General features: G+C 60.7%; 1 protein-coding gene. It reads right to left on the reverse strand.

Features of this window, described 5'->3' with window-relative positions; genetic code table 11:
• Positions 1-21: 21 nt before the first annotated feature.
• Positions 22-13,998: an amino acid adenylation domain-containing protein gene (locus tag ABH922_RS16230; RefSeq protein WP_424807886.1), complete on the reverse strand. Its 13,977-nt coding sequence runs from the start codon at positions 13,996-13,998 to the stop codon at positions 22-24.
• Between the last annotated feature and the right edge of the window lie 91 nt (positions 13,999-14,089).

A 14,089-nucleotide genomic window follows, 5' to 3' on the forward strand; every position in this document is an offset into this window, starting at 1 on the left:
TGCGAACGGTATGAGACATTGCTAAGAATTGCCCCATTGAGCCGTATCGACCACAAAGCTCAAGTCCGGCAAACCTTCGGACTCGATTGCCGAGACCAGATTCGTGGGCGCGACAACATGCGATACCCATTCGTCAGCCAATATCTGGTTGACATTCGTATCGTCGAGTGCATCCGGGGGCAACACCACCGCAGCGCCGGTGGAGGCCGCGAGGAACACCGTCTTCACTCCCAGGTCGTCACTGACAGTCCCGGCGTACATCAACCGTGATTCGTAGTCGACGTCGTGCGCGCTGCGCAGCCTCGCCATGATGTCGGTGAGCTGTCCGTAGCTGACACTGTCGGCGTCTTCGCTTCCCGACGACAGCGCAACATCGTCGGCCCCGAGGAGACGAACCCGATCCGAGTAGTTCACCGGACGAGCAGAACGTGAAGCTATTCTCTCCCTGACTTCTGGGTCGTCGAGTACCAACGTCGTGACGTCGGGGCGACTGATCGTCGGCGCCGAAGAAACAGATGTGATGACCATCCGGACAGCATCCGGCAGTACTTCTCCTCCGACGGAACGCCCATCGGTAGCAGCAACAATCGCTGCGCCGGTCTTGGACACCGCCCACATTGCGACAACGCTGTCCAAACCCGACAAACCGACAAGCGCCACCGCATCTCCCGGACCGACTCCACCGCCGATCAATTCACGCGAAAGTCGGGACGAGCGCGCGTCGACGTACTGATATGTGTACTCTTCGCCGTCGACTGCCAGAGCCGGAGCCTCCGGATCGGCCTCGACCGCAGTAGCCAAGAGTTGCGGAAGTAACTGCAGCGTCGAGGTCTCACCCAATCGAGTACTGACCGGATTCGACAAACCGATCAGTACGTCGCGCTCTTCATCACTCATCAGTTCGATGTCGCCGACGGGACGCGACGGATCCGCAATCACCTGGTCGACGACGCGGACATAACTCTGGGCATACCGGTCCACTGTCGGCTGATCGAACAGATCAGCGGCGTAGACCAGATGCCCTACCAGTCCTCCAGTTCGAGGATCCGAGGTCAGTGTCAGTTGCAAGTCGAATTTCGCTGTCGCCTCTACACCCTCGACCGCAGCGATCGTCAACCCGTCCAAGGTGAACTCGGCTCCCGCCATCGGCTCGACCGAGAGTGCAATCTGGAACAGGTCGTTCGCTGCAACGCCAAGCGCTCCGGTCACTTCCTCGAACGGCACGTCTGCATTCGCGAACGCTTCGAGGTCCGTGTCGCGTACCAAAGAGACGAACTCGCCGAATCCTGCATCGAGATCAGGCGCGGTTCGAAGAGCCAAAGTGTTGACGAACATGCCGACAACGTTGTCGAGATCCTTTTCACCCCGGCCGGCCACCACAGTGCCGATCGCAAAATCTCGACTGCCGCCCGCCCTGGCGATCAGGACGCCGAGGGCCGCGTGCGCCACCATGAACAGCGTCGCATTGTGTTCGCGAGCGATCTCGTTCAGCCGAGCCGAAGTCGCACCGTCGATGGTGAACTCCGCAACGCCCGCCTTGGTCGAGACATGCTGTGGGCGCTGTCTGTCGGCCTGCAGGCCCCCGACCGAGGTGAGTCCACTCAAGTTTTGTCGCCAGAACTCCAGCTGATTCGCAGCCGGCGAGCCAACCTGGTCGATAGAACCGACCACTTCACGCTGCCATAGCGAGAAGTCCGCGTACTGTACGGGCAGAGCGGTCCACATCGGAGCGGCCCCCCGTGAACGCGCCTCGTACGCCACCATCATGTCTCTCGCCAACGGAGCCATGGACTCGCCGTCTGCGGCAATGTGATGCGCGACAAGCACGAAAACGAACTCGTCAGGCGCGAGCTGCAGCAACTCGGCACGCACTGGAATCTCCTGAGCCACGTCGAAACCGCGCGATACGAACTGTGCTACTCGTTCATACGCTGCTCCGACGTCCTCGAGCTCGACGACTTCGAGCGACAGCGCGACGGCGTCGTCGGCGACGATCACCTGTGTCGGCCCATCCGCATCACTCGGATACCTGGTGCGAAGCGATTCGTGCCGAACCAGAACGTCGCGGAGCGACGCCCGGAGCGAGGTCACGTCCAGCTCTCCGCTCAATCGCAATGCCAACGGGATGTTGTATGCCGGTGATGCCGAATCCATCTGGTTGACCAACCACATACGCTGTTGAGCCAGCGACAGCGGTATGCGCTCCGGACGTTCGCGGGCCTCCAACCTCTTCCGAGCTCCGGATCCGGCCAGCGCCGAAACCGATCGCGCCAGATTCACAACAGTAGAGTTCTCGAACAAGATCCGGACGGCCACCTGGGTGTTCAACGCTTGACCCAATCTCGCCGCCAACCTGGTGGCTACCAACGAATTTCCGCCGAGAGCAAAAAAATCGTCGTCGAGGCCGACTCGTTCCACACCGAGTACATCCGCGAACACTTCCGCTACGACAGTCTCGGCCGGGGTGACCGGCGCCCGGAACTCGCGCAGTCGGACGACCGGATCCGGGAGCGCCTTTCGATCCAGCTTCCCGTTCACCGTCAAGGGAAGTGCGTCGAGCACTACGAGCGAATCCGGAACCATGTATCCGGTCAGGAACCGGGACGCGGAGGCCAGAACATCGGAAACCTCGAGAACCGAACCGGCAGTGGGCACTACGTATCCCACCAACCGCTCACCGAGCGCCTCGTCCGCGCGGACCATGGCCACGGCATGAGCGACACCCTGCACGCGAAGAAGAGTCGCCTCGATCTCACCGATCTCGATACGGAAACCACGCAATTGTACCTGCGAGTCGCTACGTCCGGCGTACTCGAGCATCCCGTTGACGTTCCAGCGCGCAACGTCGCCAGTGCGGTACATAAGCCCACCGGAACGGTTGTGGGTGAAGGGATTGGCGACGAATCGTCCCGCAGTCAACCCGGGCTGCCCCACGTAACCGCGTGAGAGTTGTGGCCCGGCAACATACATCTCACCGCGCACCCCAACAGGGACGGGGCGCAACCTGTCGTCGAGCACGAACACCGAAAACCCGCCCAACCCACGTCCGATCAGGGATGCCGACGCGCCACGGACCGTCTCGGCGTCCAGGCCCAGGAAGGAGACGTGCACCGTCGTCTCGGTGATGCCGTACATGTTCACCAACCTGGGCGACGAATCGTCGTGCCGGTCGTACCAGCGCGTCAGCTGAGACAGATCCAGCGCTTCGCCGCCGAAGATCACGTGCTTCAGAGACAGGGCTCCTGCCGAATCACCGACGGCACGATCTGCTTCGGCAAATTGATAGAACGCAGACGGAGTCTGGTTCAGCACTGTGACCTTCTCGCGAGCAACCAATTCGCGGAACTGCTCCGGCGACCGAGAGGTCAGGTAGTCGACAACCACAACGGTACCGCCGTACAGCAACGGGCCCCACAACTCCCACACAGAGAAGTCGAAAGCGTAGCTGTGGAACAATGTCCACACGTCAGACGAGTCGAACGCGAAATTCGGTCGAGCGTTCGCGAACAATTCCACGACGTTTCGATGGGTAACCGCGACACCCTTCGGCCGACCCGTCGAACCGGATGTGTAGATCACGTAGGCAACGTTGTCGGCCTGCAGTTGTCCACGACGATCCGTGTCGGTGAGAGCGCTCGCCCCGTATCCGGAGAAATCCTCGCTGATGACATCCACAACCGGAACCTCGGTACCGAACGCGAGGTCTGCCGAGCCGAGCACGACTACAGGCCGTGCATCGGCGAGTGTGAACGCAATACGCTCGGACGGATACGACGGATCCACCGGAAGATATCCACCACCGGCTTTGACTACTGCCAGAAGTGCAACCACCAACTCGACCGAGCGCGGCAATACGACTGCCACCAACGATTCGGGACCAACACCAAGCTCGACAAGCTTGCGTGCCAGCCGGTTCGCCGAGGAATCCACTTCCCGGTAAGTCAGGCGTGTGCCCTCGAAAACCACGGCAATCGCATCTGGTGAATCTCGAACCTGCGAGGCGAACATCGAAGCGAGAGTTTCACTTCCGTCCACGTTCACACCTGGAACGGACCACGAGCCCAACACATCCGCACGCTCGGAGGGCTCGAGCATTTCGATGTCGCCCACCACGACACGCGCATTGTCGGCTGCGGCCTCGAGCACTCGAACGAACCGCAATGCCATCGAGGCTACCGTCGATTCGTCGAAAAGATCTGTCGCATATGTAATCTTCGCCGCGAATCCCGCAGCGGCTCCAGATTCGTCGAACTGCTCAGCCATCGTCAACTGCACGTCGAATTTGGCGAACTCCACGTCCGAGTCCACGCCTGAAACAGATAATTCGGGTAGTTCGAAGATATGAGGAGCCATGTTCTGGAAGGTCAGAACAACCTGCACCAGTGGATGGCGCCCCTGCGAACGCTCCGGGTCGAGAGCATCAACCACCTGTTCGAACGGTATGTCGCTGTGCGCAAATGCGCCTAGATCAGCTGCGCGGACGCGCTCGAGCAGTGCCACGAACGTATCACCCGACGAAACATCCGTGCGGAGCACGAGGGTGTTGACGAACATTCCGATCATGTCGTCAAGAGCGCGATCACCGCGCCCGGCGACGGGTGTACCGATCGCGATGTCGGATGCCCCCGACAATCGTGCGCAAAGAACTGCCAGGGCCGTATGTGCCACCATGAACAACGACGCCTGATGTTCCCGGGCAATCGCACTCATGGCTTCGTGTATGCGTCGGTCGATCCGGAATGCGAAGTCTGCTCCCCGATTCGATGCAACCTTCGGCCGAACTCGATCTGCCGGCAGGTCGAGAACATCGGGAGCACCCGCGAGCGTCTGCGTCCAGTAGTGCAATTGACGTGACAGGACACTGGCGGGGTCGTCCTCCAGACCCAGGACCTGTCGTTGCCACAGGGAGTAGTCGGCATACTGCACAGCCAGGGGCGCCCAACCCGGAGCGTCGCCCGCCAGCCTCGCCGTGTAAGCGACCATCACATCGCGCGCCAGCGGCCCGAAGGAAAATCCGTCGCCCGCAATGTGGTGAACCACGAAAACAAGCACGTGCTCGTTCTCGTCTACACGGAAGAGTCCGGCGCGGACAGGTACCTCACTGGTGACATCGAAACCCACCGATACGAATTCGGTTACAACTTTCACGATTTCGTCCGCGGCGATTTCGACAGGAGCCGCAAGCGACACAGACTCCGATGCAGGCAAGACCCGCTGATAGCCCTCCCCGTCGAATTCCGGATACACGGTCCGCAGAATTTCATGCCGCGCAACCAGATCCGCGACAGCAGCCTGCAGAGCCGCAACGTTCACGTTGCCGGTCAATCGAATAGCCAGGGGAAGGTTGTTCACCGCCGAATCAGGCTCGAAACGGTTCAGGAACCACATTCGCTGTTGCGCCAGCGACAAGGGAATTCGCTCCGGGCGGACCTGCGCGATCAACGCCACCCGGTCACCAGAACCAACTTCCGACTCCACTCGTGCTGCCAACAACTCGACCGATGACGTCTCGAACAACAGACGTACCGCAACCCGCGAATCCAAAGCCTCACCCAACCGCGCCGCCACCTGCGTCGCGATCAGCGAATTCCCGCCCAGGGCAAAGAAATCATCATCGAGTCCCACCCTCGGAACACCCAGGACCTCGCCGAACACCGAGGCTACGATCTCCTGCACCGGAGTGACCGGGGCCCGGAACGCCGAGACCTCGAACTTCGGCTCAGGCAACAACTTCCGGTCGAGCTTTCCCGACGAATTGAGCGGCAATTCCTCCAACACGATGATGACTGCCGGAATCATGTACGCTGGCAGAACTTTCGGGAGCGAAGCCCTCAGAGCCGTCACGTCGATTACTGAATCAGGTAGTGCGACAACGTATGCAACGAGTTGGTCGCCGGCGTCTGTACCGGCCACCGCCACCACGCTCTGCCCCACCGCCTCCGACAACAACAGCGCGGACTCGATCTCACCCAGCTCGATCCTCTGCCCACGAAACTTGACCTGGAAGTCGGTGCGCCCGACATACTCGAGTTCGCCGACATTGTTCCACCACACCAGGTCCCCGGTGCGATACATGCGACTGCCGCCGTCGAGGACTTCACCGCTCGTCGTACTCGCCTCGGCAAACGGGTTCGCGACAAAACGATCACTGGTGAGATCGGGCCGCGCGACGTAGCCGCGGGCAAGCTGGTCCCCGGCCAGATACAACTCACCTGCAACGCCCACCGGCACCGGCCGCAGTCGGCTGTCCAACACGTAGACCTGCGAGTTCCATTCGGGCACTCCAATCGGAACACCCGTCGACTCCGAACCGTCGACTTCGTAGTAGGTGATCGAGACCGCCGCCTCGGTGGGGCCGTACACGTTGTGCAAACCTGCCGACGATACCCGAGAGAATGCGCGCGCCGTCTCGACCGGCAATGCCTCACCGATCACGAAGACTGCCCTCAGTGACACCAATGACTGTTGTGGAACCGAAGAAGCGAAGACGGTCAACATCGACGGAACAAAGTCCGTCAACGTCACCCGATGATCTTCGATCAGACCAGCCAGGTATGCGGGATCTCGATGTCCGTCGTGAGAGGCCAGCACAACTCGCGTGCCGGACAACAGCGCAGTGAAGTATCCCCACAACGAGACGTCGAATGTCGTTGCAGTTTTCTGTAGATAGACGTCTTCTGCGCCGATGGCATACTGATCCTGCATCCACAGCACCTGGTTCACGATTGCGTGGTGCGTTACCGCAACGCCCTTCGGCTTTCCGGTCGAACCCGAAGTGAAGATCACGTAAGCGGCATTTGTATCACGCAGTCGACCACGACGATCAGCGTCGGAAACGACTGAAGTCGAATAGCTCGCGAGATCGACAGTGTCGACCAACAGCACATCGGCGCCGTGCGGGGCGACGAAGGCATCCCTCGTCGTCGACAGCACGCGGACTGGATCAGCCGTCGTAAGTATGTGCCCGATCCTCTCGGCGGGGTGATCGGGATCCAACGGCACATATGCTCCGCCGGCGGCGATCACCGCGTACATACCTATGACGAGGTCGAGCGATCGACGCATCGCCAAGGCCACCAACGATTCGGGCCCGACCCCATCGTCGATCAGCTTGCGTGCCAACTTGTTCACACGATCTGACAATTCTTGGTAAGTCAGTGACCGGCCGTCGAACACCACGGCAACGGCATCAGGTGCCAACGCAACACGAACGTCGAACAACGAAGCCAACGTCTCGCTGTCCCCGAGGTCGTACGCGGTGGAGTTACGTGCAATCAACAACGACTCGCGCTCGGCCTCTTCCAACATCTCGATGTCGCCAATGGTGATCGACGGATCTGCAACAACCTGCTCGAGGATCCTGGTGAACCGATCAGCAAATCCATGAATCGTCGACTCGTCGAACAGATCTGTGGCGTATGCAAATTCGGCATACATGCCGTCGTCGTGAGCATCTGAGACACGGGGAGCGAGGGTAAGTTGAAGATCGAATTTCGCGATACCCGCATCGAACTCGAGGCCCGACACCTCCAACCCTGAAAGCTCCAACGCATCCTGCGACATGTTCTGGAAGAACAGCGCGACCTGGAAGAGCGGGTGGTGAGCCTGCGATCGGGTGGGATCCAGTACCTCGACCAGTCGCTCGAACGGAACATCGCCGTTACCGAGCGCCTGAAGGTCTGTTCTCCGCGTCGCCGACACGAGCTCACTGAAATTGCTTGCGAAGTCGACCGGAGTCCTCAGGACCAGCGTGTTCACGAACATGCCGATCACGTCGTCGAGTGCCTTCTCGCCTCGCCCGGCAACCGGGGTACCGATCACGATATCGCTGGTACCGGACAGTTTCGCCAGAAGCACGGCGAGGGCCGAATGCATCACCATGAACAAGGAGGCGTTTCGTTCGCGTGCGAGCGAGTCCAACCTCGACCGAAGCTCCTCTGTGACAGAGAAGCGGTATATAGCACCACGATTCGAGGCGACGGCCGGGCGAGGTCGGTCAACCGGCAACGTCAGTACTTCCGGCGAATCACGCAGCGTGGAACGCCAGTGGTCCAGCTGAGCTGCAATCAACGAATCCGGGTCGTCCTCGTCGCCGAGGACCTCTCGCTGCCAGAGCGCATAGTCGGCGTACTGCACCTCGAGCGGAGTCCAATTCGGAACTCCGTTCGAGACCCGAGCGGCGTAGGCAACCATGACATCCCGAGTCAGCGGACGCATGGAGACCCCGTCCGCTGCGATATGGTGCACAACGAAAGCGAGAACGTATACATTCTCGGCAAGTTCGAACAATCCGACGCGCACCGGAACGGACGATGTCACATCGAAACCCTGGAGTGCGAAACTCAGCAGTTCGTCTTGGACGCGCGACGCCTCGACTGCTTTCGGCGTCAGTTGGACCGGCACCGCCGATGGCAACAGGACTACCTGCCGCCCGTGTCCACCTTGTTCCGGATAGATGGTTCGCAGCGATTCGTGGCGTTCTATTACATCCGCAATCGCCTGCCGCAGCGCCGAAACATCAAGATTACCTTTGATATTCAAAGCAATCGGGATGTTGTTGACGGCGGAATCCGGATCGAATCGGCTCAAGAACCACATTCGCTGTTGCGCCAGCGACAGCGGTACCGTTTCGGGCCTGGGCTGCGGCGCCAGTACCGCTCGCACCCCGGACCCCGACACCCCCTCCACGTGCGCTGCCAACCGTTCGACAGTCGTGGCTTCGAACAGCGCCCGCACTGCAACCTTCGCATCCAAGGCCTGACCCAAACGAGCCACCACCTTGGTCGCCAACAGGGAGTTGCCGCCGAGTTCGAAGAAATCATCATCGAGACCCACCCGATCAACACCCAACACCTCGGCAAACACCCGAGCCACCACAACCTCCGACTCCGACACCGGAGCCCTGAACACCGCCGACTCGAACACCGGCTCCGGCAACAACCGCCGATCCAACTTCCCCGACGCATTAACCGGCAACACATCCAACACCACAAACAACGACGGCACCATATACGACGCAACCCGAGCCGACACACCCACCTTCACCACATCAACATCAACCAACGACCCCACCGCAGCAGTGACATACGCAACCAACTGATCACGCCACACCACCACCACCACAGAACCCACACCCGACTGATCCCGAACCGCAGCCTCGATCTCCCCCAACTCGATCCGCTGACCACGCAACTTCACCTGAAAATCACTACGCCCCACATACTCGAGCTCACCCGACACACCGATCCACCGCACCACATCCCCCGTGCGATACATCCGCGAACCCGCACCACCAAACGGATTCGCCACAAACCGCTCCGCCGACAAATCCACCCGCCCGTAATACCCACGAGCAACCTGAACACCCGACAAATACAACTCACCCGCAACACCCACCGGAACCGGACGCAAACGAGAATCCAACACCAACACCGACGAATTCCACACCGGAGCACCCACCGGCACCACACCCACACCATCGAGCGGACCCGCCGCCGTCGCATGCACCGTGAACTCCGTCGGACCATACAAATTATGAACCTCAACCGACGGCAACACCGACAACACCCGACGCACCACCGACACCGGCAACGCCTCACCCGCCGCGAAAATCACCCGCAACGAACCCAACCCACCACCAACACCCCGATCAGCACCCTGATCGACAACCTGATCAGCACCCTGATCGACAACCTGATCGACAACCTGATCGACGAACACCTCCAACATCGACGGCACAAACGAAACCATCGACACCGACTCCGCCGCCATCACCGACGCCAAATACCCCGGATCCCGATGACCGTCATGAGTAGCCACCACCACCCGAGCACCCACCGCCAACGCAACAAACAACTCCCACACCGACACATCGAAAGTCACCGGAGTCTTGAACAACACCACATCAGAAACCGACACCGCATACTTCTCCGCCAACCACAACACCTGATTGACCACACTGCGATGAGAAACCGCCACCCCCTTCGGCCGACCCGTCGAACCCGACGTGAAAATCACATACGCCGCATTCTCCGCCCGCAACACCGACACCCGATCCACATCCGACACCGGACCAGCCGAAAAACCAGACACATCAACAACATCAACCAACACCACCGGCCGACCACCGGCAACAAACCCCACATCAGAAGTAGAAATCACACACACCGGATCCGCAGCATCCACCACATACGCATTACGCTCGACCGGCTGATCCGGATCCACCGGCACATAAGCACCACCAGCAGCAAGAACACCATAAACAGCCACCACCAAATCCACCGAGCGACGCACCGCAACCGCAACCAACGACTCCGGACCCACACCCAACGAAATCAAATACCGCGCAAAACGATTCACCCGCGCATCAAACTCCGCATACGAGACAGACACCCCCTCGAACGAGAGCGCCACCGCCCCCGGAGACTCGAGCACACGAGCACCAAACAACCCCGGCACCACCACATCCGGCACCCGACACGCCGTCTCATTCCACGACTCGAGCACCAACGAACGCTCACCCGCATCCAACAACTCGACATCACCCACCCGCACCCGCGGATCAGCCGCCATCGCATCCAGGACGGAAATCAACCGCTTCCCGATTGCTTTGGCAGAAGACTCGTCGAACAGGTCGGTCGCATAGACCAAGGCAACCTGCAAGCCGCCGACCTTATCTGCGCTATCGGACTCCCATACCGTGAATTGCAGGTCGAACTTCGCGGCCGACGACTCGACGTCCAGCCCGGAAATGCGCAGTCCCGGAACCTCCAGGCTTCGCTGCATGCTCTGCCCGAGGTTCTGCAATGAGAGCATTACCTGGAACAACGGGTTTCGAGCCTGCGACCGGGCAGGGTTGAGCACCTCCACGAGTCGCTCGAATGGCACATCGGCATGCCCGAAGGCGTCGAGATCGGATTCGCGAGCCCGCAAGATCATGTCTTGTGCCGTAGCTGCCAGATCAACTTCTGCCCGGAGAACGAGAGTGTTGACGAACATTCCGATCAGGCCGTCGAGAGCTTGATCGCCTCGGCCGGCGACTGGGGTCCCGATCACGATATCCGAAGTCCCGGACAGCCTTGCCAGTAGAATCGCCACCGCACTGTGTAGGACCATGAACAGTGATGCGTTGTTGTCCAGTGCAATTCGGTTGAGAGCCTGGTGGAGCTCGGGCTCGATCGCGAATGTATATCCGGCTCCCCGGTTCGACGCGACATGTGGGCGCGGGCGGTCCGACGGAAGATCGAGCTGATCCGGAATACCGGCCAATGCCTGACGCCAGTAGTCGACCTGACTGGTGATCAGCGAGCCCGGGTCGTCCTCACTGCCGAGAACTTCACGCTGCCACAGTGCAAAGTCGGCGAATTGCACGGGCAGCGGAGCCAGATCGTGTGCAATTCCCAGTGCCCGAGACACATAGGACGAGACGATGTCCTTGGTCAACGGCCCCATGGAGAACCCGTCACCACTGATGTGGTGGACGACGAATACGAGAACGAATTCGTCGGCGGCAAGTTGAAAAAGTGCTGCCCTGATCGGAACGTCGGTGGTGACATCGAACCCAGGAGTGACGATTTCGGTTATACGTTCGACAATCGCGGTCTCGTCGACCTCTATGGGAGTGAGGTTCGGAACCACGGTTGTCACATCGACCAAGCGCTGATATCCGACGCCGTCGACCTCTGGGTATACAGTCCGGAGAATCTCGTGCCGCTCGATCAAGTCTTCGAGTGCGCCCTGCAAGGCATCGACATCGAGTGCTCCGCTCAGACGTAGCGCGACCGGGATGTGGTCGACTGCCGAGTCCGGTTCGAAACGGTTGAGGAACCACATACGTTGCTGCGCCAAAGACAGTGGAACCAAGTCCGGTCGCTCGCGAGGGGCCAGGGGAACGTGAGCCTTGCCATCTTCCGACGTTCTTGCGTCGTCTATGTAGACGGCAAGTTCGCCGGCAGTGGGAGCATCGAAGAAGTTACGTATGTCAACGGAGATACCGTATTCGGCGTTGATCCGTGCAACTACGCGGGTGGCGAGCAGGGAGTTTCCGCCCAATTCGAAGAATCCGTCGTCGGCGCCTACGCGGTCTCGTCCGAGCAGATCGGCGAAGATGGCGACCACGCCCGCTTCCGTGGCCGTAGCCGGTTCGCGGTACTCCACCGTCTTCAATACGAATTCTGGTGCAGGCAAAGCCTTTCGGTCCAGCTTTCCACTGGCGTTGAGAGGAAACTCGTCCAGCTCGACGAAAACGGCCGGAATCATGTACTCGGGTAGACGCTCACTCAATGTCGCCGTCAGGGCGTCCGAGTCGACACCGCCGCCGACGATGTACGCGACCAGGGTGTCGCCGATCGTTTCGTCGGAATGGACGATCACCACGGCCTGCGAGACTCCGTCGTGATCGAGCAAGGCCGACTCGATCTCACCGAGTTCGATACGCAGACCGCGAAGCTTGACCTGAAAGTCGGTGCGGCCGATGTATTCGAGCTGTCGCTTCGATCCGATTCCTCGCCAACGCACCAGATCGCCGGTTCGATACATCCGGGATCCGTCGGCGGTATCAGGTCGAGCAACAAAACGATCAGCCGTCAGGTCCGATCGAGAGACATATCCCCTCGCCAACTGAACACCCGCCAGATACAGCTCACCTGCAACTCCAGACGGGGAAGGCCGCAGGGCGTCGTCGAGCACCAACAGTTCCGTGTCGGCGACGGCAGCGCCGATCGGCACCGACAGCTGATCCTGTTCACCGGTCTCGTAGTACGTCACGTCGACGGCCGCTTCGGTAGGGCCGTACAGGTTGTGCAGTGATGCGCCACTCACCGACCGCAACCGTGCGGCCGTTTGCGCAGGAAGTGCCTCGCCGGACGCGAACACGTATCGCAGCGTCGTAATCTCCGGCACGAGCGGCTCGGCGACGAAGACCGCCAACATCGACGGTACGAAGTGGATGGCGGTCACTCCACGCTCGATGACGGTGCGAGCAACGTACGCCGGATCCCGGTGTCCTTCCGGCTCGGCGATCACCAGGGACGCACCGACCTGGAGCGGCCAGAAGAACTCCCACACAGACACGTCGAAGGTGAAGGGTGTCTTCTGCAAGACCACGTCGTCAGCGGTGAATGCGTATTCGGCTTGCCGCCAGCGCAGGTTCGCGACGATGGCGCGGTGTGAGACTGCGACGCCCTTGGGGCGACCGGTCGAACCGGAGGTGAAGATGACGTATGCGGTGTTGTCCGCGTGCAACGGCCCCGAGCGGTCGGCATCGGTGACGGTCGTTTCCGCGTGTGCCGCGAGGTCGAGGATGTCGACGGGGAGCGTCGGAGTGCCCGGCGGCAGTATCACCGAGTCGGCCGTCCGTGTGAGTACCGTGACAGGCTTCGCGACCTCGAGGACGTACGCAAGACGGTCGGCGGGATGGTCCGGGTCCAGCGGAACGTACGCGCCGCCGGCCTTCACGATTGCGTACATCGCAACGAGTAGATCGGTGGATCGACGCATGGCGAGCCCGACCAGGCTGTCAGGTCCCACCCCGGTGTCGATCAGTTCACGCGCCAGCCGGTTCACGTGCGCATCGAATTGTGCGTACGTGAGCTGCGTTCCGTCGTGGTCGGACAATGCAACCGCATCCGGTGTGCGTTCGACCTGCTCGTCGAACAGGCTCACCAGCGTCACCTCGACGTCCGGAGCCGCCACGATCTGCACTACCGAGGTGCCGTCGACTATCAGTCGATCGACCACGGCATTCAGACCGTCGGCCGCGCTCGCAATCAAATCCGGTAACACCGTGGACACGACGACCGGCACCAATGCGTCGGCCCCCAGCGCGCCGCCCATTGCGGTGTCGAGTGCGGTCAACTCGTCGTCGAGCCGTCGGTAGCTGATATCAGTCCCGCCGTGGCTCAGAGCCACCCGCTCAGGATCTACCGCTGCCACTGCAGCTACCAACTTCGGCAGATCTTCGATCGTCAGCGACTGCGGTCCCGGAATACCGACGGACATCTACACTTCCTCCAACTGACAGCGCGAAGCGCACCCGGCCGAGCTCGGTGGTTCACTCGGCCGGAGGCGCTCGCTGGGCAAATACTGAATG

The organism is Rhodococcus sp. 27YEA15 (assembly GCF_049739425.1).
Taxonomy (GTDB): Bacteria; Actinomycetota; Actinomycetes; order Mycobacteriales; family Mycobacteriaceae; genus Rhodococcus_F.